Source organism: Bradyrhizobium campsiandrae (assembly GCF_014529705.1).
In the GTDB taxonomy this organism is placed as follows: Bacteria; Pseudomonadota; Alphaproteobacteria; order Rhizobiales; family Xanthobacteraceae; genus Bradyrhizobium; species Bradyrhizobium campsiandrae.
The window spans coordinates 18292-40189 of record NZ_JAANIH010000014.1; the positions used below are offsets into that span (position 1 = coordinate 18292).

Annotated in this window: 18 protein-coding genes; 10 read left to right on the forward strand and 8 right to left on the reverse strand. The window is 65.2% G+C overall.

Features of this window, described 5'->3' with window-relative positions; translation table 11 throughout:
- The first annotated feature begins 43 nt into the window (after positions 1-43).
- The 3 genes from parC (at position 44) to G8O24_RS12560 (ending at position 5660) form a co-directional block, all read left to right on the forward strand.
- Entirely contained in the window at positions 44-2302 is a 2259-nt protein-coding gene (parC, locus tag G8O24_RS12550; protein WP_188099630.1) for a DNA topoisomerase IV subunit A, read from the forward strand.
- 258 nt (positions 2303-2560) lie between these two features.
- Positions 2561-4111, forward strand: coding sequence for an ABC transporter substrate-binding protein (locus tag G8O24_RS12555; RefSeq protein ID WP_188099632.1), 1551 nt, complete (start codon positions 2561-2563; stop codon positions 4109-4111).
- Positions 4112-4115: 4 nt separating this feature from the next.
- Positions 4116-5660 (forward strand): GMC family oxidoreductase, encoded by a 1545-nt coding sequence (locus tag G8O24_RS12560; RefSeq protein ID WP_188099634.1) that lies wholly within the window; start codon positions 4116-4118, stop codon positions 5658-5660.
- 135 nt (positions 5661-5795) lie between these two features.
- On the opposite strand, the gene G8O24_RS12565 is transcribed toward G8O24_RS12560, so the two are convergent.
- Positions 5796-6614, reverse strand: coding sequence for a chromate resistance protein ChrB domain-containing protein (locus tag G8O24_RS12565; protein ID WP_188099636.1), 819 nt, complete (start codon positions 6612-6614; stop codon positions 5796-5798).
- A 248-nt stretch (positions 6615-6862) separates the two neighbouring features.
- Between G8O24_RS12565 and G8O24_RS12570 the strand changes: the two genes are divergently transcribed.
- The 4 genes from G8O24_RS12570 (at position 6863) to G8O24_RS12585 (ending at position 11794) form a co-directional block, all read left to right on the forward strand.
- A complete protein-coding gene (locus tag G8O24_RS12570; protein WP_188099638.1) occupies positions 6863-7699 on the forward strand; it encodes an N-acyl homoserine lactonase family protein in 837 nt (278 codons plus the stop codon).
- An 84-nt stretch (positions 7700-7783) separates the two neighbouring features.
- Positions 7784-8662: a DMT family transporter gene (locus tag G8O24_RS12575; protein ID WP_188099640.1), complete on the forward strand. Its 879-nt coding sequence runs from the start codon at positions 7784-7786 to the stop codon at positions 8660-8662.
- A gap of 347 nt (positions 8663-9009) precedes the next feature.
- Entirely contained in the window at positions 9010-9657 is a 648-nt protein-coding gene (locus tag G8O24_RS12580) for a hypothetical protein (protein WP_188099642.1), read from the forward strand.
- A gap of 112 nt (positions 9658-9769) precedes the next feature.
- Positions 9770-11794: a methyl-accepting chemotaxis protein gene (locus G8O24_RS12585; protein ID WP_244645834.1), complete on the forward strand. Its 2025-nt coding sequence runs from the start codon at positions 9770-9772 to the stop codon at positions 11792-11794.
- Between the two features lie 11 nt (positions 11795-11805).
- On the opposite strand, the gene G8O24_RS12590 is transcribed toward G8O24_RS12585, so the two are convergent.
- Both G8O24_RS12590 and G8O24_RS12595 read right to left on the reverse strand, forming a co-directional pair.
- Positions 11806-11994: a hypothetical protein gene (locus G8O24_RS12590; protein WP_188099645.1), complete on the reverse strand. Its 189-nt coding sequence runs from the start codon at positions 11992-11994 to the stop codon at positions 11806-11808.
- A gap of 31 nt (positions 11995-12025) precedes the next feature.
- On the reverse strand, positions 12026-13183 hold the full coding sequence (locus G8O24_RS12595) for an MFS transporter (RefSeq protein ID WP_188099647.1): 1158 nt from the start codon (positions 13181-13183) through the stop codon (positions 12026-12028).
- 151 nt (positions 13184-13334) lie between these two features.
- On the opposite strand from G8O24_RS12595, the gene G8O24_RS12600 reads away from it, so the two are divergent.
- Complete coding sequence (locus tag G8O24_RS12600; protein ID WP_188099649.1) at positions 13335-14594, forward strand: adenylate/guanylate cyclase domain-containing protein; 1260 nt, start codon at positions 13335-13337, stop codon at positions 14592-14594.
- 117 nt (positions 14595-14711) lie between these two features.
- Here the strand turns inward: G8O24_RS12600 and G8O24_RS12605 are convergent, their stop codons facing one another.
- Complete coding sequence (locus G8O24_RS12605) at positions 14712-15956, reverse strand: MFS transporter (RefSeq protein WP_188099651.1); 1245 nt, start codon at positions 15954-15956, stop codon at positions 14712-14714.
- Positions 15957-16125: 169 nt separating this feature from the next.
- On the opposite strand from G8O24_RS12605, the gene G8O24_RS12610 reads away from it, so the two are divergent.
- The gene (locus G8O24_RS12610; protein WP_188099653.1) at positions 16126-17517 is read left to right on the forward strand and encodes an Nramp family divalent metal transporter; all 1392 of its coding nucleotides are present in this window, start codon (positions 16126-16128) and stop codon (positions 17515-17517) included.
- 19 nt (positions 17518-17536) lie between these two features.
- On the opposite strand, the gene G8O24_RS12615 is transcribed toward G8O24_RS12610, so the two are convergent.
- The 4 genes from G8O24_RS12615 to hemB form a co-directional block, all read right to left on the reverse strand.
- On the reverse strand, positions 17537-18079 hold the full coding sequence (locus tag G8O24_RS12615) for a hypothetical protein (RefSeq protein ID WP_188099655.1): 543 nt from the start codon (positions 18077-18079) through the stop codon (positions 17537-17539).
- A gap of 6 nt (positions 18080-18085) precedes the next feature.
- The gene (locus tag G8O24_RS12620) at positions 18086-18862 is read right to left on the reverse strand and encodes an arginyltransferase (protein WP_128926091.1); all 777 of its coding nucleotides are present in this window, start codon (positions 18860-18862) and stop codon (positions 18086-18088) included.
- A 119-nt stretch (positions 18863-18981) separates the two neighbouring features.
- The gene (locus tag G8O24_RS12625; protein ID WP_188099657.1) at positions 18982-19521 is read right to left on the reverse strand and encodes an RDD family protein; all 540 of its coding nucleotides are present in this window, start codon (positions 19519-19521) and stop codon (positions 18982-18984) included.
- Between the two features lie 192 nt (positions 19522-19713).
- A complete protein-coding gene (hemB, locus tag G8O24_RS12630) occupies positions 19714-20775 on the reverse strand; it encodes a porphobilinogen synthase (protein ID WP_188099659.1) in 1062 nt (353 codons plus the stop codon).
- A gap of 137 nt (positions 20776-20912) precedes the next feature.
- Here hemB and G8O24_RS12635 point away from each other — a divergent pair, with 137 nt between their 5' ends.
- A complete protein-coding gene (locus tag G8O24_RS12635) occupies positions 20913-21416 on the forward strand; it encodes a DUF6163 family protein (RefSeq protein WP_188099661.1) in 504 nt (167 codons plus the stop codon).
- Positions 21417-21898 lie beyond the last annotated feature (482 nt).

Below are 21898 nucleotides of genomic sequence, written 5' to 3' on the forward strand. Positions count from 1 at the left end.
ATCGATCCTTGCCCGATTCGCTTCCACGGTTTAACCGGGCGGCATGGGAAAACGAATCGTTCCTCCGGAAGAACCGGCCGAAATTCACGAAGTGCCGCTGCGCGACGCGCTGGAAGAGCGCTATCTTGCCTATGCGCTCTCCACCATCATGCACCGCGCGCTGCCCGACACGCGCGACGGCCTGAAGCCGGTGCACCGGCGCATCCTCTACGGCATGCGCCTGCTCAGGCTCGACCCGGGCACGGCCTTCAAGAAATCCGCAAAAATCGTCGGCGACGTGATGGGCTCGTTCCATCCGCATGGCGACCAGGCCATCTACGACGCCATGGTGCGCCTCGCGCAGGATTTCTCCTCGCGCTATCCGCTGGTCGACGGCCAGGGCAATTTCGGCAATATCGACGGCGATAACCCGGCCGCCTACCGCTACACCGAAGCGCGCATGACCGACGTCGCGCGGCTTCTGCTCGAAGGCATCGACGAGGACGGCGTCGAGTTCCGTGCCAATTATGACGGCCAGTCGAAAGAGCCCGTCGTCTTGCCCGGCGGCTTCCCGAACCTGCTCGCCAACGGCGCGCAAGGCATCGCGGTCGGCATGGCCACCTCGATCCCGCCGCACAACGCCGCCGAGCTGTGTGACGCGGCGCTCCATCTGATCGAGAAGCCCGACGCGAAGTCGAAGGCGTTGATGAAGTGGGTCAAGGGTCCGGACTTCCCGACCGGCGGCATCTGCGTCGATTCCAAGCAGGCGATTGCCGAAGCCTACACGACCGGCCGGGGCTCCTTCCGCGTTCGCGCCCGTTGGCAACAGGAAGAGGGCAACCGCGGCACTTGGGCGGTCGTCGTCACCGAGATCCCTTTCCTGGTGCAGAAGTCGCGGCTGATAGAGAAGGTCGCCGAGCTGCTGGACCAGAAGAAGCTGCCGCTGGTCGGCGACATCAGGGACGAGTCGGCCGAAGACGTCCGCATCGTCATCGAGCCGAAGTCGAAGAACGTCGATCCTGCCCTGATGATGGAATCGCTGTTCCGGCTCACCGAGCTCGAAAACAAGATTCCGCTGAACCTCAACGTGCTGATCAAGGGCCGTATCCCCAAGGTCGTCGGGCTCGCGGAATGCCTGCGCGAATGGCTCGACCATCTCCGCGACGTGCTGATCCGTCGCTCCAACTTCCGCAAGGGGCAGATCGAGCACCGCCTCGAGGTGCTCGGCGGTCATCTGATCGCCTATCTCAACCTCGACAAGGTGATCAAGATCATCCGCACCGAGGACGAGCCGAAGCCGGCCTTGATCAAGGCTTTCAAGCTCACCGAGATCCAGGCGGAAGCCATCCTCAACATGCGCCTGCGCAATCTGCGCAGGCTCGAGGAAATGCAAATCCGCGACGAGGACAGGGATCTCCGCAAGGAGCTTAGGGGCATTGAGGGCCTGCTCGCATCCGAAGCCGAGCAGTGGAAGAAGGTCGGCGAGCAGGTCGGGAAGGTTCGCGACATGTTCGGACCGAAGACGCCGCTCGGCAAGCGCCGCACCACTTTTGCCGATGCGCCCGAGCACGATCTCGCCGCGATGGAAGAAGCCCTCGTCGAGCGCGAGCCGGTGACCGTCGTCGTCTCCGACAAGGGCTGGATCCGCACCATGAAGGGCCATGTCGAGGATCTCTCGGGCCTGGCCTTCAAGCAGGACGACAAGCTCGGCTTTGCCTTCTTCGCCGAGACGACCTCGAAGCTTTTGCTGTTCGCCACCAACGGCAAGTTCTATTCGCTCGACGTTGCGAAGCTGCCGGGCGGCCGCGGCCATGGCGAGCCGATCCGCCTGTTCATCGACCTCGAGCAGGAGGCGGCTCCCGTCGCGCTGTTCGTGCACAAGGGCGGACGCAAATTCCTGGTCGCGAGCCACGAGGGTCAGGGCTTCGTCGTCAACGAGGATGATTGCGTCGGCACCACCAAGAAGGGCAAGCAGGTCCTCAACGTCGACATGCCGAACGAGGCGCGCGCCATCACCGAGGTGCTCGGCGACACCGTCGCGGTCATCGGCGACAACCGCAAGATGCTGATCTTCCCGCTCGACCAGGTGCCGGAGATGGCGCGTGGCCGCGGCGTGCGCCTGCAGAAGTACAAGGACGGCGGTCTGTCCGACGTCGCCGTGTTCGACGCCAAGACGGGTCTGACCTGGAAGGACTCCGCCGGTCGCGAGTTCTCCGCGACCATGAAGGAGCTCGCGGAATGGCAGGGCACCCGTGCGGATGCCGGCCGGCTGCCGCCGAAGGGTTTCCCGAAGTCGAACAAGTTCGGCAAGGCGATCGGGTAGAGGCGCCGCCTCCGACTGTTTGCCACAACACCGGTGTCATGCCCCGCGAAGGCGGGGCATCCAGCACGCCGCGTCTTCTCCGTATACGTCGCTGTCTCTGGAATACTGGATCGCCCGGTCAAGGCCGGGCGATAACCGCGAGGGCGGGACGCGCAAACGCCTAGCAGATAGTCGTGAGCGCATAAGTGCCTTGGCCGTGTGGGCATGAACATTGCTTTTTCCTGGCAACCGCAAACGTCGAAAGCCAAGAAGAAACCGATGTTCAAACTGAAGTCTTTCATTCCAGCATTGTTCGCCCTCGCGCTGGTCGCCTCCCCCGTGCAGGCCGCAGGCAATCTCGTCGCGGTGCTCGAGGCCGAAATCGTCACGCTCGATCCGCATTTCTCCACCGCCTATATTTCGCGCACCTTCGGCTACATGGTGTTCGACACGCTGTTCGCTCAGGATTCCAAGGGCGAGGTCAAGCCGCAGATGGTGCAGGATTGGAAGGTCTCCGCCGACGGACTGACCTACACTTTCACGCTCCGCGACGGACTGAAGTGGCATGACGGCCAGCCCGTGACTGCGACCGATTGCGTCGCGTCGCTGCGCCGCTGGGGCACCCGCAGCGCGCTCGGCCGCCGCATCTTTGCAATCACGGCCTCGCTCGAGCCGGCCGACGCAAAGACCTTCGTGCTGACGCTGAAGGAGCCTTCCGGCCTCGTCATCAACGCACTCGGCAATCCCGTCAGCCCGGTGGCCTTCATGATGCCCGAGCGCATCGCGAAAACGCCCGGCGACCAGCGCATCACCGAGATCGTCGGCTCCGGTCCGTTCGTCTACAACAAGGCCGATCATCGCACCGGGGATCGCATGATCCTGAAGAAGTTCGCCGACTATGTGCCGCGTCCGGAGCCTGCGGACTTCCTCGCCGGCGGCAAGCGCGTCAACATCGACACGCTCGAGATCCGCGTCATCCCTGACGGTGCGACCGCGGCGTCCGCGCTCCAGGCCGGCGAGATCGACTTCATGCAATACGCGCCGTTCGATCTGCTGCCGCAACTCGAGAAGAATTCTCGGGTCAAGCTCGTCAATTTCACCGGCGGCAACATGTTCGCCGGCGCCTATCGCCTCAACGCCGCATCAAAACCATTCGATGATCCTGCAATCCGGCGCGTACTGTGGAAGCTGGTCGATCAGCGCGAGGTGCTGGACGCGCTCGGGCTCGACGCCAAATACGCCACGCCCTGCGCGACGTTCTTCACCTGCGGCACGACCTATGAGAGCAAGGCCGGCACGGAAGCCGCGGCGAGCCCGTCGATCGAGGCGGCGAAGACGGCGCTGAAGGCGACGAAATATGCCGGCGAGCCTGTGGTCGTGATGGAGGCCAACGATCTCGAAGCTCCGCGCGTCTCGGCGCAGGTGCTGGCCGAGCGGCTGAAGGCCGCCGGCTTCAACGTCGATCTCCAGGTGATGGACTGGGCCAGTGTGCTGGCGCGCCGCGCCAAGAAGGAAGGCTGGAGCGTGTATGGCGTTCACGCCGGCGGCTTTGACCTTGGTTCGCCGCTTACCAACGTGATGGTTGCGTTCAACTGTGCCGACTTCACCGGCTGGCAATGCGATCAGCGGATCACGCCGCTGATGGAAGCCTTCGCCAAGGCGCCCACCGAGGAGGGCCGCAAGACGATCGCCGGCGAGATCCAGAGCGTGATGTACGATCAGGCGCCCGCGATCCCGTGGGGGCAATTCGCGCAGCCGGCGCTTTATCGCGCAACGCTTCGCAATCTGATACCGTCCGCCATCCCCGTTTTCTGGAATGTTGAGAAGTAACGCAATGTACGATGTCATTGTTGTCGGCGGTGGCTCGGCCGGTGCCGCTGTGGCCGCAAGGCTGTCCGAAGATCCGGCACGGCGCGTCCTGCTGCTCGAGGCGGGGCTCGACTGGCGTGCTGATGAAGCGCCGTGGGAAGTGAGGACGCCGAACCCGATCCCGATCATCCACAAGCGCGAGTACCAGGAGAAATGGCAGTGGCCTGATCTCCTGACGCGGCGGGTGGCGGGGCAGGAGCCGCGCTTCTACTGGCGTGGCAAGGGACTCGGCGGCTCGTCGATGATGAACGGGCAGATCGCAATCCGCGGCGTCGCTGACGCATTCGACGAATGGGCGGCCAATGGCTGCGCCGGCTGGTCGGCCAGGGAGGTGATGCCGCTGTTCTCCGTGATCGAGGACGATCTGGAATTCGGCAAGCTTGAAGGTCACGGCCGCGGCGGCCCGCTGCCGGTTTATCGCGCGCCGCCGGAAAAATGGGGCCCGATCGATCGCGGCTTGCGTGATGCGGCATTGGCGAGCGGCTATCCCTGGTGCGCCGACCTCAACGGCCCTGATGGCGAAGGCGTTGCCTGCTATCCGATCAACAGCCGCGACAGCCGCCGCATCACCACCAACGAGGGCTATCTCGAACCCGCGCGGGGCCGTGCCAATCTGGAAATCCGGGGCAGGACGCTGGTCGATCGCGTGCTGATCAGCGACGGCCGTGCGACGGGCTTGCGCGTTCACACCGAGGGGCAGGGCACCAGCGAAATCAGCGCGCGGCAGATCGTGCTCTGCGCCGGCGCGATCCACAGCCCGGCGATCCTGCTGCGCTCGGGCATCGGTCCTGCCGAGGAGCTGCAAGCGATGGGCATCTCGGTGATGCGCGATCTGCCGGTCGGCCGCCATTTCTTCGATCACCCGTTGTTTCGGGCCACGATCCAGCTGCACGAGAAGCTGCGGCCCACCGATCCCGATACCCGCCACACCAATTGCTGCGTGACCTATTCCTCGGGTCTTGCCGAGGGCGGCAAGCGCGACATGATCCTGATTGCCTTCAACCACCGCGGCATCGGCATGCCCGGCGCGATCGGCGCTGGCCTGTTCAATGCCTATTCGCGCGGAACGCTGAAGCTGGCTTCGACCGATCCCAGTATCGATCCGGTCGTCGAGGAGAACATGCTGGCCGATCCACGTGACATGCTGCGCATGATGGATGCGGTGAAGCGGCTCGCCGTGATCACCTCGCAGCCGGCACTCGCAGGCATCGCCGACTGGATCAGGCTGGCCGACACCGATCTGACCTTGCCGCAGGCGGCCGCGCTCCCGGATCACGAACTGGATGCGTTGTTGCGGCGCGAGACCGGCGATATCCAGCACGCCGCGGGGAGTTGCCGCATGAGCGGAATCAACGACGGAGATGGCGTCGTCAATCCGGACGGCACCGTGAAGGGCATCTCGGGCCTGCGCGTCGCGGACGCCTCGATCATGCCGTCCGATTGCCGCGCCAACACCCACTTCACGACAGTGGTGATCGGGGAAGCGATCGCGCGGATGATGATGCGGTAGTCCGACTGCCTCCGATGCCTGGCGTGGATCGAGCAGGAAGGACAACAGACGACCGGCCACGTTTTCAACAGTGAGCCACGCCGAAGCTGATGCCGCAACCGGCATCAGCTTCGGCGCGAAGGTTTCAGCTATCAGTTACGGCTTCACCTTGTTGGTCGGCCAGTTGTGGGTCTCGGCCGTGGCATCTCGGCACCAGCGATAGAAGGCGTCGTAGAGCAGCATGCCGGCCTCGAGCTGTTCGAGGTCGTCGTCGTACATCCGCGACAGCCCGAGCGATGCGGCGAGCAGACCGGGCGCCTCGGGTGCAAGATCCGGCCTTGCCGTGTCGGCGCCGCGCACCAGCGTGGCCAGCCGCAGCAGGGCCGGTGTCGCGATTCCGAACTCCTCGATCATGACGTCGAAGGTGCAGAGCTCGCCGCGGTGGCTCCAGAACACGTTCTCGATGTCGAATGGCGCGGCGTTGAAGCGCTCGCCGACCGCGACGACCTCGGAGGGGGCCACGTAGAGGAACACCGCGTTCGGATCGACGAAGCGGCGGATCAGCCAGGGGCAGGCGATGCGGTCGACCTTGGGGCGGGCCCGCGTCACCCAGATGGTGCGTCCCTTGGCGTCGCGCGGCGGCAGTTTGCGGGTATCGAGCAGCGGCAATTTGGCTGCTTTCCAGCCCTCGAAGCCTCCCTCCAGCGTTTCGGCTTCGGCGCCGAGCTGGCGGAGCCAGGCCGCCGTGCCTTGTGCCAGCTTTTCACCGCGGAAGCAGGAGACGATGGTGCGGCGGCCGGCGAAGTCACCGCCCCAATCCGCAACCGTCTCGTGGCTGAATCTGACAGAGCCCGGGATCAGCCGCCGGTCGGCGGCAAAATCCTCCTCCGTCCGCACGTCGATCAGGACAGGAGCGTTGGCCGTGCCGATCAGGCGTGCCAATTTATCGGATGATATGGTCGTGAATGTAGACATGTTGATGCGTCCTCGTGGGAACCGAACGGGACGCGATACTTGGGCATGTCGCCTCGTGGGGAGATCGCTCAAATCCCCATGCGCTGATTACAGCGAAACCGCGTCAGCCTGTCAATCGGCTGATGCATCGGCATTGGAGATTAGAAAGATAGCTGCCGCGCCCTATAATGCTTGGAGGCGGAATTCTGCGGCGGGATCGGGGTTGATCCTCGGTCGCAGCAAGCAGGCGCTGCAAGGAAGGACCAGGGATGACGCGCAAGATCATGTCCAAGACCACGCTCGCTCTCGCCGTTGCCGCATTCGCGCTATCGACCCAGACTGGGTTCGCGCAGCAGCAGGGCGTTGAGAAGCTTTACATCATGAATTGTGGAGAGGGCGTCGCCGGCGATATCGGGCGCTGGTCGCCCGGGGTGAACGAGGGCAAGTCGATGGACTTCGTTGACACCTGCTATCTCATCAAGCACCCGAAGGGCTGGTTCCTCTGGGACACCGGCATTCCCGACGCCGTCGCGGCGATGCCGAACGGGCTCGCGCCGGCCGATCCCAAGGCCGTGACCTGGAAGCGGCCGAAGACGCTGGCGTCGCAGCTCGAGCAGATCGGCGTCAAGCCCGCCGATATCAAGGCGATGGGCGTGTCGCACACCCATCCCGATCACATCGGCAATGTCGAGATGTTCCCGCAAGCGACGCTCTACGTGCAGAAGGCCGAGTATGACTGGCCCGGCGCCAACAACGAGCCGCGCTTCAAGCCCTCGCATCCGGTCGAATTGCTCGCCGGCGACAAGGACGTGTTCGGCGATGGCAGCATCACCATCCTCTCGACGCCCGGCCACACGCCGGGACACCAGTCGTTGATGGTGCGATTGCCGAAGACCGGCGTGGTGGTGCTCTCAGGGGATGCCGCCCACTTCAAGGACAATTACGACAATCGCCGCGTCCCTGTGAACAATGTCAACAAGGAGCAGTCGCTCGCCTCGATGCAGAAGATCGCCGACACCATTTCGAAGGAGAAGGCGCAGCTCTGGATCAACCACGACAAGGCCCAGCGCGACATCCAGAAGATGTCACCGGAGTTTTACGACTAGTTTTCGCCGGCATCGCTGTTGCCATCAGGGTGGCAGCAGGGGTGTGATAAGCGCCTCCGAAACTCCGGAACGGGAGGCGAAGGCGTGGGGGAGTGGCTCGGCGTCGCGATCGCGCTTGTGTCGAGCAGCATCGGCGGCAGTGCTGCAGCGATCACCCGCTATCTCGTCACCGGCGCCGACCCGGTCATGCTGGCGATCCTGCGTTGGGGGATTGGTTTCCTCTGCCTGCTGCCTTGCGCGCTGCTGCTCCGCGTGCGCTGGCCTGAGCGTTCGGACTGGCCGGCGGTGATGGCGCTCGGGATCTGCTTCTTCGGCCTGTTCTTCATCCTCTACAACATTGCGATCTCCTACACGACCGCTGCCCGCGCGAGTCTCGCGCTGGCGACGCTGCCGCTTCACACCATGGTGGTCGGCGCCATTCTCGGCGTTGAGCGGCTGACCGCGCGCAAGATCGTCGGTGTCGGCATCGCCGTGCTCGGCGTGGTGGCGGCGCTGGCCGTGGGCCTGGCGCAGAGCCCGCCCGGTTCCTGGCGCGGCGAGCTGATCATGACCGGGGCGGTGTTCTGCATGGCGTTCTACAACGTGCTGTCGCGCCCGCTGATGCAGCGCTCCAGCGCGCTTGGCTTTCTCACGGTCGGCATGGGCGCGGGCGCTGTGGTGCTGATACTTGCAGGGCTCTTGAAGGGTAGTTTTGCCGCGCTTGCGCAGTTCACGCCGGCGCAGTGGATTGCCGGGATCTATCTTGGCGCCGGAGGCGGCGCGCTCGCCTTCATCCTTTGGGTCATGGCGCTGCGGCGCGCGACGCCGACGCGGGTGGCGAACACGATGACGGTCAATCCGATCGCGGCCACGTTGCTGGCGGCGCTGCTGATCGGCGAGCCGATCGCGCCGAATCTTCTGATCGGGCTCGTCGCCGTGTTCGCCGGCATCTGGATCGCGACCAGCAAGGCGAAGACGGATTGATGAATCTCGCGCAGCGCGACGGGCTACATATTTCGTCGAACTCTACCAATAATCCCTCGCGGAGCAGGACGTCGTGCAGCTCAATGCAGGTGCAAGCGGCTCGCCGTCCTTTGTGCTGCCTATAGTTTCGTCAAAGCGGTCATCGATGATGCAAATAGGCGCGCAATTTGGAAGAGCAGCAATGCATTCTCCGAAATTCCGAAGAGACGTCACTTAAGCGTCCTTTAAAGAGTCGGTCGATAAGCATGCAAGCGTAAGTCAATCAGCGGTACGGCAAGCAAATGCGAAATGCGATCGGACGGCGTCAGTTCTTGTGCGGTTGTTGCGCAGTGATCGGTGCTGCGGCTGTGCCGGGGCGCGTTCGCGCCGCTGATAATCCCGAGATCGTGCCGGTCGAGTTCGCGAGCTTTCATGATCAGACATTCAAGAACGACTATCTGCAGTTCATGAATGTGACGATCCCGTCCGGACAGATCGCGGCGTATCACAGTCACACCAAGGACTTTGCCCAGGTGTACATGGCCGTGTCGGATGCGGAGGGGACGCCGCTCGGCGGCAAGCCCGTCATTACGCCGCGCAAGGTCGGCGAAGTGCTGTTCACGAACTACACGAAGAAACCGATCGTGCACCAGGTCGCCAATGTCGGCGCCAGCGACTTCCGGATCATGGGATTTGAACTGTTCGATTCAGAGCCCGGCCGCTTCTCGCCGCAGGCGCGCCCCGAGCCCTACATCTCGGTGATGGATAACCACCGCGTCCAGGCCTGGCGGCTGATCCTCCAGCCCGGCCAGGTTGCGCCGGCGATGACGCAGGCCGCGCCCGGCGTGCGCATCGTGGTGCAGGGCGGCATGTTGGTCGAGGGCGTGCAGGGCAAGCCGGACCACAAGCTGAACCTGAAATATGGCGACTTCGCCTGGCAGAATACGGGTCCGGTTCGGACCATGCGAAATGTGGGGACGTCGACCGTCGAGCTCGTCGAGTTCGAACTGAAGTAAGGCACGTGCAGAGCGTGGGAGCTGGCGGGGGCCGGTCCTCACGTCGAAGTTCGATGCGAATGAGGAGCGGGGCATGTCTATCAAGCGGTCGGGTATTGCGATTGCGGCGCTGATGTCGGGCGTCGTCGTCCTGACGTCGGGGCTGCAACTGCGGGAGCGCTGGATCGCTTACCAGAACGCCATCGCGGCGCATGCCCTGGAGACGCGCCTGGCCGCCGGCTTCGACGTCGTCGGTAACCTGACCATCGAGCGAGGTCCGGTCAACCGCGCGCTGCTCGGCAAATCCGCGGCCGATGATGCGGTGCTCAGGGAATTTGCCGACAATCGCCGCAGCAGCGACGAGGCGCTGGCGAAGCTGGAAGCGCTCGGCAGCGGCGACGCCGACCTGACGCAGCGGGTCAAGGCTGCCACGGCGAAGATAGCCGCCGCGCGCGAGGAGGCCGCTTCGCACTGGAAGAAGCCGCTGACCGAGCGTCCCAGCGGCGCCGCCGCCAAGGCCATGCGCGACTACGCCGAGGCCATGGCCAGCCTGAATGAACTGCTGGAGTCCGGCATCAAGGCGACGATGCGGCTAAGCACCGCGGCGGGCAATCTGCTCGACGTCGCACAGAAGGGCTGGGTGATCCGGCAGACCGCCGGCCAGGTCTCGCTGCTGATCTCGGGGCTGGTGGCGTCGAACCGTCCGGCCACCCTGGCGGAACGGGACGAATTGAATGCCGCCAATGGCCAGATGATGCGGCTCTGGGCTGAAATCCTCGACCGTGGCGACGACGTTCTCGCGCCCAAGAATACGCGGGCCAGCGTCGGCGCGGCCCGGGACCGCTATTTCGGCTCGGACAAGCCGCTGCGCGAGGCGCTGACGAAGGCGGCATTCGATGGCACGCCTTACGCGGTGCCGGTGGACGAGTGGCGCAAATCCGCCACGGCCGCGAATGCCTCGCTGCTGGGGATCCGCGATGCCGCACTACGCGACGCGCAGGCGGTGGCCGAGCGGGACGAAGCCGACGGGCTCGGCGGCATCCTCTTCGCTGCTGCTGCCATCCTCGTCGTGCTGGGATTGTCGGTGGCTTCGTCGGTGCTGCTGGTGCGTCATCTGCTGACGCCGATCTCGGAACTTTCTGACGTCATGACCCGGCTCGCCCGCAACGAGGAGGCCGAGGTGCCATTCGCCGTCCGCAAGGATGAGATTGGCGGCATGGCTCAAGCCGTGCAGGTGTTCAAGGAGGCCATGGCCACGACCAACAGGCTGGCCGGTGAGCAGGCCGCCGAGCGGATCGTCAAGGAGAAGCGCGCGACCCGTCTGGAAGGCCTTGTCAGCGATTTCGAAGCCAAGGCGGGGGCCATGGTGGCGCTGCTGGCGTCGGGAGCGACCGAGCTCGAGACAACGGCGCGATCCATGTCCTCCACCGCGACGCAGACCAAGGGGCAGGCGACAACCGTTGCCGCCGCCGCCGAGGAAGCGAGCGTCGGCGCGAGCACGGTTGCCTCTGCGGCCGAGGAACTGACGGCATCGATCACGGAGATCAGCCGGCAGGTCGCGCAATCGTCGACGATCGCCGGACGCGCGGTGGCCGATGCGCAGCGGACCGACAGGATCGTTCAGACCCTGGCCGAGGGTGCCGAGAAGATCGGCGAGGTGGTGACCCTGATTCAGGCTATCGCCGCTCAGACAAACCTCCTCGCCCTGAACGCGACGATCGAGGCGGCGCGGGCCGGGGAGGCCGGCAGAGGCTTTGCCGTGGTCGCCTCCGAGGTGAAGATGCTGGCAACCCAGACGGCGTCAGCGACGGCGGATATCGGTGCCCAGATCGAGCAAATTCAGGGTGCCACCAAGGAGGCTGTCGACGCGATCCGCGCAATTGCGGGGACGATCGAAGAGGTCAGTTCGATCTCGAACGTGATCGCCACGGCAGTCCAGGCGCAGGGCGTGGCAACGGCGGAAATCGCCCGCAACGTCCAACAGACCTCGCAGTCGGTGAAGGACGTGACGACGAACATCAGCGGCGTGAGCAAGGCGGCCACCGAAACAGGCGTCGCGGCGAGCGAGGTGCTGAGTGCGGCGGACGGTCTGTCGCGACAGGCCGAGCAGTTGACGAGCGAGGTCGGCAGCTTCGTCGAGGAGGTTCGGGCCGCCTAGCGCGGCAGGCTTCAGCGCGGCGCTGTCACGGCCGGCGGGGCGCCTTCCGGCGTCTTTTTCGGCTTCAGCGTGCCGGCATAGAACGAGACCAGCCACACCAGCAGGACGGCGAGCAGATAGACCCCCCAGGCCTGCGGCGGGGTCATGGCCCAGCGCAGGAGGCCCTTGAGGGTGCGGGGCGGGCTGTTGTCTTCGGTCATGCTGCGCTTGTGCGCGAAAGCCGCAAGCCCGTCAATCCGGCCGGCTCCCGGCGCGGATCAGGAACAGCGCGGACAGCGCCGACAGGCTGAGCGCAGACGAGACCATCAGCACCTTGGCGCCCATCACATCGATCAGCAGGCCGAAGGCCAGTGGCGATATCGCCTGTGCCATCCGCGCCGGCGCCCCGATGATGCCGAGGCGATAGCCAAAGTCCTTCGGACCGAAGATCGACAGCGGCAGCGTGCCGCGCGCAATGGTCAGGATGCCGTTGCCGGAGCCGTGCAGCAGCGCAAAGGCGCTTGCGGCGGGGGCGCCGAAGATGGCGACGACGGCGGCTCCAATCGGGTGGGTGAGGCACGCAAGCCGCGTCGACCACAGCGGATGGAAGCGGGAGAGAATGCTGGCTTCGAGAATGCGCGCGACCACCTGCGCCGGGCCGATCAGCGCACCGGCCGCAATCGCTTCGACATGGCTCGCGCCGGTTGCCTCCAGGATGCGTGGGAAATGCACGGCCATGGCGCCGGTGACGGTCCAGACCGCCGCAAACACGAAGGCGAGCAGGACCATGGTGCGGTCGAGCGGGACGTGCGGCTTCTCGGCTGTTGCCGCAGCCTGCTGGGCGCCCTTGATCGCCGGCAGCATGAAGAAATTGAGCGGCAGGCCGATCAGGATGTTGGCGGCGGCCCACGCAAAACAGGTCTCGCGCCAGCCGATATGGGCCAGTCCCCAGGCGGTGAGGGGCCAGCCGACGGTCGAGGCAAACCCCGCCATCAACGTGATGCCGGTGATCGAGCCGCGCGCCTCGGTGCCATAGATGCGGCCGAGCGCGGCGAAGGCGGCGTCGTAGAGTCCCATCGCCATGCCAATGCCGAGCACGAGCCAGGCGAACGCCATCAAAGCCACCGATTGCGAAAGGCCGAGCAGGACGAGACCTGCAGCAATGGTCAGGTTCGAGGCGGACAGCACCTGCCGCCCGCCGACGAGATCGATCTGCCGGCCGATGCGTGGCCCGAGCAACGCGGAGATCACGAGCGAGGCCGAGAACGCGCCAAAGATCCAGTTCGTGGAAATGCCGAGGTCGTGGGCCATGGGATCGGCGACCAGTGCCGGCAAATAATAGCTGGAAGCCCAGGCCAGAGTCTGCGTCGTGCCGAGCGCCAGGATGATCGGAAGCTGGCGCTGGCTCATGTCCCCGTGTTTCCGGTCGCTGGTGTCATCATTTTGCATTTGCAGCCGGCGCGCAAAGTGCGTCAACAGCGTTCGCGGCATATTCGACCTGCTGCGGACGGGAGCCTGGTTGCGGCCTTTCGTTCGTCACGAATGCACGCCATAATGGCGCATGCAACTCTCCTCCCGCCTTGCGTTGATGAACTGGCTGGCCGGCCAGGGGCTCACCGGCCTTCCCGAACCCGAACTCCTGCGCGGTTTCTGCGAGCGCTGCCGCGCCGAAGGGCTGGAACTCTCGCGCGGGCTCGTCGTCATCGATACGCTGCACCCAATCTACGAGGGACGTGCCTTCCGCTGGAGCGACACGCCGACCAACGAGAGCGACGTCGTCGAGTACGGCTCGACGGCGGAGGGCGATGCGGCCAAGAACTGGCGCCGCTCGGTGTTCTATCATCTGCTCGAGCATGGCAACGACGAGATGGTGATCGATCTTGCGGACGCGCCCTCGCTCGATTTCTCGCAGATCGGCGAGCTCGCCGAAAACGGCCACCGCCATTTCCTGGCCTTCGTGCACCGCTTCGGCGAGACCGGCGCGCTCGGGCAGATGGACTGCCTCTATTCCTATTGGACGACGCGGCGGGACGATGGTTTTAGCGACGCCGAGCTCGCCGCGCTGCGCGACCTCGTGCCGGTGCTGGGACTTGCGATCAAATCGGCGCAGCAGGTCGACATCGTGCGGACGCTGGGGCGGGTCTATCTCGGCCGCGACGCCTCGGAGCAGGTGCTACGCGGGCGCATCTCGCGCGGCGTCACCGAGCGCATCAATGCCGTGCTCTGGTATTCGGATTTGCGCGGCTCGACCGGGATCAGCGAGAGCATCGGCCCCGACGAGATCATCCCGTTCCTCAACGATTATGCGCAAGCCGTCATCGACGCGATCCACGAGGCCGGCGGCGACGTCTTGAAGCTGATCGGCGACGGCGTGCTCGCGATGTTCTGGGGCGAGGACATGGCGGATGCGCGGCGGGCCGCGTTGCGGGCCGAGCACCTCTTTCGCCAAAACGTCGCGGCGTTGAACGCACGCCGGGCGGCGGAGGGGCGTCCGACCACCTCGGCCTATATCGGGCTGCATGTCGGCGAGGTCTTTTATGGCAACATCGGCAGCCAGGACCGGCTCGATTTCACCGTGGTGGGACCGACCGTCAACGAGGTCAGCCGCATCGCCTCGATGAGCCGCTCGGTCGATCGCGAGCTGCTGGCCTCGGCCGAATTCTACAAGGGGCTGGATGCGGCCGGCCGCCGCTATCTCGTCTCCACCGGCCGCTACGCGCTGCGCGGCATCGGCCGTGCGCAGGATCTCTACACGCTCGATCCCGAGGTCGACGCCAGCGAGCCGGTGACGGGCAGCTACGAGCGCTACTTGGCGAATTAGGCCCGGGCTGCTTCCACATACTCCGTCATTGCGAGGAGCCCTTGCGACGAAGCAATCCAGACTGGTTCCACGGAAACATTTCCGGATTGCCTCGCTTCGCTCGCAATGACGGTGTGCCTAACAGCCCACCGCCGCCTCATCTCCCACCATGGCCGGCTGCCGATCCAGCGTCACTGCGGGCGAGAGCCAGATCACCAGCGCCTGGACGGCGAACACGGCGGCGGCAAGATAGAGGCAGGCTTCCGCGCTCCAGAGGCCGCCGACGATGGCGCCGAGTGCCGAGCCGAGCGGACGGGCGCCGTAGCTCATGATGTTGATGGCGGAGACGCGGCCGAGCAGCCGCGGCGGCGTCACCGATTGACGCAAGGTCGTGGTCGAGATCACCCACAGGATCGGCCCGACGCCGAGCAGAAAGAAGCTCAAGCCCGCAAGCCAGGGCGAGGGCACCAGCACCGTCAGGGCCATCACCACAGCGGCGACGAAGCCGGTGACCGGGCCGAGGCCAACCACGGTGCCGAACGCGATGCGCTTCATCACGCGCGTGGCGAACAGCGCGCCGATCACCATGCCGACGCCGTACATCGTCAGCACGGAGCCGACACCGGCGGCGGTCAGGCCGAGATGGCGGACCGCGTAGGGCACGAACACCGCGATCTGCAGGAACCAGCCGGTGTTGAAGATGAACTGGGTGATGAAGACCGGCCGCAGCAGCGGATGGTGAAATACGAACGCGGCGCCCTCGCGAATGTCCTGGAATGGATGGCGGCGCGGCATGGGCGCACGTGCCGGCTCGTAGAGGCCGGAGAGCAGCACCACGGCGATCGCCGAGAGCGCGGCAGCAAAGCCGAAGGCCGGGCTCGCGCCCCACCACCCGACCAGTGCGCCGCCGAGCGCAGGGCCGCTGGCAAAGGCGATGGTGCGGGCAAGTTCGATGCGGGCATTCGCAGCCGGCAGCAGCTCCGCAGCTACCAGCGAGGGCACCAGCGCCGGCGCGGCGACGCTGTAGACCACGGTGCCGCACACCGCGGCAAAGCCGAGCAGCGCCAGCAGCGGCAGATTGAGCGCGCCGTACGCGAGCAGCAGCACGATGGCACCCAGCGCCGCGGCGCGCAGCGCCTCGGCACCTGCCATCAGCGAGCGGCGGGAGATGCGGTCGACGAGCAGGCCGGCGGGAATCGCGAACAGCACGAAGGGCAAAGTGAGGGCGGTCTGGAGTAGGCCGGTTTGGCCCTCGGCGACGCCCAGCGTCAGCACGGCGACGATGGGCGCCGCGGCCAGCGCGATCTGCTCGGCCGATTGTGCCGCGAGATTGGACCAGGCGAGGCGGTTGAAGGTGTCGGGGAGGCGGGGCGGATTTGACATGGCGCATTTCCTGCAATCGCGTGATGCCGCCAATATTCACTTCCGGGGCGGTCAAACCCACCCGCTTCCCGACTGGGCTGGGTACAACGCTCCTGGCAAAGGGAACCGATGCGGCTAGATGCAGTTGCAAATGAGTTGCAATAAGATTCGACTTCGGTATTCTCGCCCCATGGATGCCCGATCGCCCGATCTGACCCCAGAGCTGTCCCAGGACCTGCCTAAAGACCTGACTCAAGGCTCGGCCGCCGGCTGGCGCGATGACGCGCCGGCGACCAGGAGCCTGTCCGAGGTGAACGCCACGGTGGCCATCCCGGCGGCGGGGGCCTGGTGGCGGCGGCTGCTGGCCTTCGTTGGTCCGGGCTACATGGTCTCGGTCGGCTACATGGACCCCGGCAATTGGGCGACCGACCTCGCCGGCGGATCGAAGTTCGGCTACACGCTGCTCTCGGTCATCCTGCTCTCGAACCTGATGGCGATCCTGCTGCAGTCGCTGGCGGCGCGGCTCGGCATCGTCACCGACCGGGACCTCGCGCAGGCCTGCCGCGCCACCTATTCGCCTGCGGTGAACGTCCTGCTCTGGCTCGCCTGCGAAGCGGCAATCATCGCCTGTGATCTCGCCGAGGTCATCGGCACGGCGATCGCGCTGAAACTGCTGTTCGGCATTCCCCTGATCGGCGGCGCGCTGCTTGCCGCGCTCGACGCCTTCCTGCTGCTGCTCCTGATGAACCGCGGCTTCCGCTTCCTCGAAGCCTTCGTCATGGCGCTGCTGGCGGTGATCGCGGTGTGCTTTGCGGTCCAGATCGTGGCGGCAGCTCCGCCGGTTGCGGACGTCCTGCACGGCTTTTTGCCGAAGACCGAGATCTTCACCAATTCCGAGATGCTCTACATCGCGATCGGCATCATCGGCGCGACCGTGATGCCGCATAATCTCTATCTGCATTCGTCGATCGTGCAGACGCGCGCCTATGCGCGCGACGACGAGGGCCGGCGCGAGGCGATCAAATGGGCGACGACGGACTCGACCATCGCCCTGATGCTGGCGCTGTTCATCAATGCCGCGATCCTCGTCGTGGCGGCCGCGACCTTCCATAGAAGCGGCCATTCCGACGTCGCCGAGATCGGCCAGGCCTTCGAGCTGCTCTCGCCGCTGCTCGGCCTCGGCATCGCTTCGACGCTGTTCGCGGTGGCGCTGCTCGCCTCGGGTCTCAACTCGACGGTGACGGCGACGCTCGCCGGCCAGATCGTGATGGAGGGCTTTCTCGACCTGCGCCTGCCGAGCTGGGCGCGCCGCCTGCTGACGCGCGGCATCGCCATCATTCCGGTGATCATCGTCACCGCGATCTATGGCGAGCGCGGCACGGCGGATCTGCTGGTGTTCAGCCAGGTCGTGCTGTCGATGCAGCTTCCCTTCGCCGTGATCCCGCTGGTCCGCTTCGTCTCGGATCGGCGCAAGATGGGCCAGTTCGCGATCCCGGCGTCCGTCGCCGCGATCGCGTGGATCGTCGCGGGCGTCATCGTGATTTTGAACGTGAAGCTGCTGGTGGATACGCTTTTCGCGTGAGAGCGCTTGCGCCTGGCCGCTAGCACAGCCCGCTCAGGTGCCTGAACTTCCAGAGCGATGGCACATCTTGCGGATTGGTCTTGGGTATGTACCCTCGTAGCGTGGCCTTCGGTCCCTTTGCCTTGTTCGCATCGAAACCGCATGACGTTGGGCCATCGTAGATGCTGACCGTCACATAGTAGAAATCCGGCAGCACTTTCTCGATCTTTGCTTCGGACTCGATGTCTGCGCTCGGGCGCTTCCATGAATGGATGATCTTGCGGCCGGGGTCTGGCTTGTCGAACAAGGGAATGTCGGAGGCGAAGAGATCGGCGACTTCGCCAACCTTGTTCGCCTGCTGCCCATAGTCCTTGAGGAACTTGAGAAGCTTGGCAGGCGGCGATTTGGCTTCGACGCAGCGTCCGTAATAGTCCTTGAAGCCGGCATCGCAGGCGTGGGCATCGGCCGTCGCTGCCAAAGCCAGGAACGACCAGAGCAGAGCCTGGACACCGAAACGGCGCGCATCGACACATTGCGTCGGTGGCGCGGCTGCGCCTGCGCGCTCGGCGCCACGCGGAAACATCGTTTCCTAATCCTGCGGCTCGGACGCCGCATCGCCCTGCGCGTCGATGCGCAGCCAGCCTGAGGGCGCGAGGCGCTGCTGCGGCAGGAAGCGGGCCTTGTAGTCCATCTTCTTGGAGCCTTCGATCCAATAGCCCAGATAGACGTAGGGCAGTCCCTGGCGGCGGGCGCGCGCGATGTGGTCGAGGATCATGAAAGTGCCCATCGAGCGGCTGACCTGGCTCGGCTCGAAGAACGAATAGACCATCGACAGGCCGTCGCTGAGCACGTCGGTGAGCGCGACTGCGATCAGCTCCTCGCCGCGGCCGGTGAGGCCGCTGTCGGGACCGCGCTTGCGGTATTCGATGATGCGGGTCTCGACATGGCTGTCCTCGACCATCATGGCGTAGTCGAGCACGGTCATGTCGGCCATGCCGCCATGGCGGTGGCGGGCATCGAGATAGGCGCGGAATACCGAATATTGCTCGGAGGTCGGCACCGCGCTGCGCTGCTCGCCGATGATGTCGGCGTTGCGCGCCATCACCTTGCGGAAGTTGCGGGACGGACGGAATTCGTTGGCCACCACCCGGACCGAGACGCAGGCCCGGCACTGGTCGCAGGCCGGCCGGTAGGCGATCGACTGGCTGCGACGGAAGCCGCCATGGGTCAGGAGGTCGTTGAGGTCGCCGGCGCGATCCCCCACGAGGTGCGTGAACACCTTGCGCTCATGCCGGCCCGGCAGATACGGGCAGGGCGACGGCGCCGTGAGGTAAAATTGGGGGGTGTCGCGCGAGTGCTGGGTCAAGGGACGTCGTGGGCCTCCGAAATGGGTATCAGCATCGCGCTACGAAGGCCCCTGGTCAATCGGTCTGCTGGGCAGGTCAGGTCCGTCAGCTTAATGGATCCGGGTTGATAGGTTCTTGATCAGTACGTTCTGGCTGCCTGCGGCACGGGCGCCCGAACCGAATTGTTGATCACGACCGTTCCCAGCACGAAATCGTGCAGCAGGCGCCGGCGGCCGTTGAACAGGCCGACCAGGACGACAAAGGGCGACAGGAACGACACCGTGACCCAGAACAGCACGGCATGGGTGGCCCCGAGCACGAAATAGCCGGGCGCGCCGTACCAGGTGCGCAGCTCCAGGTCCATGATCCGCATCCCGATCGTCGCCGACGAGGGACCGCCGATGCAGGCGCCGTAATAGACGATGGCCCAGACCACGGAGGCCGGCCAGGCCAGCCAGAACAGCGCCCAGCCGATGCCGAGCGTGACCACGCCGAACACCGCGATGAAGATGTAGCCGAGGATGACCGGAACTGAGATCACGACCATGTCGATCAGGAACGCGAACGACCGCCGCGTCGCAACACCGCGGAACAGTTCCGGATGCAGATAGGGATCATAGGCGTGCGGCTGCGTGCCGCCGTCATTGCGCCAGGTGTTGCCCGAGTCCGAGTACGACATGTCCGCTCTCCAGAGGAAAGTCCCCGCGGCAGGACATGGGAACAGGCTCTTCGCCTGCCAAGGGCGCGCGGGCGTTAAGAAGCGGAAATATTCGGGCGATTCGTGGGCGGGGAGGCCGGCGAAGCTCGTGCCACAATTGCCGGTATCGTCCCGGCCTTCGCCCGGAACGACGCAAGTGGTTATCCCTGCTGGTTATCCCTGCGCCCGCAGCTTCTCCGCCGCCTTCGGCGCGAAATAGCTGAGCACACCGTCGGCGCCGGCGCGCTTGAAGGCGAGCAGGCTCTCCATCATGGCGCGGTCGCCGTCGAGCCAACCGTTGCCGCTTGCTGCCGCGATCATCGCGTATTCGCCGGAGACCTGGTAGGCGAAGGTCGGCATCGCGAAGGTGTCCTTCACGCGGCGGACCACGTCGAGATAGGGCATGCCGGGCTTCACCATCACCATGTCGGCGCCTTCGGCGATGTCGAGCTCGACCTCGCGCAGCGCTTCGTCGGTGTTGGCGCTGTCCATCTGGTAGGTGCGCTTGTCGCCGGTCAGCGTCTTGGCCGAGCCGATGGCATCGCGGAACGGGCCGTAGAAGGCGGAGGCGTATTTGGCCGCGTAGGCCATGATCTGCACGTCGAGCAGACCGGAACGATCCAGCCCCTCGCGGATCGCGGCGACGCGGCCGTCCATCATGTCCGAGGGCGCGATGATGTCGCAGCCGGCTTCCGCCTGCACCAGGGCTTGGCGCACCAGCACCGCGACCGTCTCGTCATTGAGGATCTTGCCGTCGGAGATCAGGCCGTCATGGCCGTGGCTGGTGAAGGGATCGAGCGCGACGTCGCAGAGGACGCCGATGTCGGGGAATTCCTTTTTGATCGCGCGCACCGCCTGGCAGACCAGATTGTCCGGATTGGTCGCTTCCGAGCCTTCCTCGTCACGCAGGGACGGCTCGGTGTAGGGGAACAGCGCGAGGCAGGGGATCGTCAGCTTCATGGCGCGCTCGGCCTCGCGCACGGCTTGGTCGACGCTGAGGCGCTCGACGCCGGGCATCGAGGCGACGGGCTCGCGCTTGTTGTTGCCGTCGATCAGGAACAGCGGCCAGATCAGGTCGTCGGTGGTGAGCACGTTCTCGCGCACCATGCGCCTGGCCCATTCGGCCTTGCGATTGCGGCGCGGGCGGACGGTCAGATCGAGGGCATGGGGCACCGGTGCACCCGTCCCGCGCGCGACCTCGCGCAATTCGATCGGACGTCCGTATTTGATCGCCATCACTGTTCTCCCGGCTGGAATTATTCTTATACCAGCTCGCATGGTTCCCGTCACCGCGGCTTGACCTTCCGCAAGGCAGATTTGAACCGCCCGCGCTGCCGATTGATTTTGCCGGGCGAACCAGCCAGAAGGGGACCATGTCCGAGATTTCCACCCGCGATGCGGCCCGCGACAGCGCCAGTGCCAGGGATGCCGTCAGGGACAACTCCCGAGACGGTGCGTTGTCGGTGGCGGCGATCTCGTCGGAGCGATCTGAGTCCGACGACAATGTCTGGACGCGCCGACTGGTGTTGTTCCTGCGGGTGATGGCGCTGCTGTCGATCCTCAAGGGCCTCTATCATTGGGCGCAGGTGACGGGTTTCGTCGGTGGCGAGGACGAGGCGTTCGAGAACCAGTCGATGGCCTGGCAGGCCTCGACCATCTACTTCGCCGTGATCGAACTCGTCGCCGCTGTGGGCTTGTGGCTCGCCACGCCCTGGGGCGCGGTGGTGTGGCTCACGACCGTGGTCTCGATGGCGGTGATCGAATTGATGTTCCCGGGCATCTACGGCGGCAGCCTGATCGTCGTCGGCGTCGAAGCCTCCATGCTCGCCGCTTATCTGGCGCTCGCCTGGATGGCCGCGCGCGAACGGCCGCCGTAGGGCGCAGACGTTGTCTCGCCCCCGCGCTCGTGCCCCGGACGCAGCGCAGCACGTCGTGATGCGCTGCTGAGCCGGGGCCCATCTCTCCGCAATCGCATAGGTCTCGCTTCGCTCGTGCCGGACGCGAAAGCGGAGTTGTGGTGACTTGGTTGACCCGTGGTTGCCTCAAATTCGAGGTAACTTTTCATTGACCTGGCGATTTCGGCCACAGCTCTTACGCCTGCGTTTCGAAACGGGGCGGGGCTGTTCTGTAATGCGACAACGGGGGCGGACGGAGGGTGAACAGGACCTTGCCACGGTCAACAGACGGTTGCGAAAAGTGCTTGTGGCACAGGCTTAATCCGCAATTCACTGTCTTAAATTCATGATCTCTTTATTCTCTTATTTAAGCCGATCTTCAAACGGCCCCCTTAAGTTGGACCTATCAGACGGAACACAAGTTGCGTCGAATAAGTGTCGATAAAAACGACAACAGGGGAAGT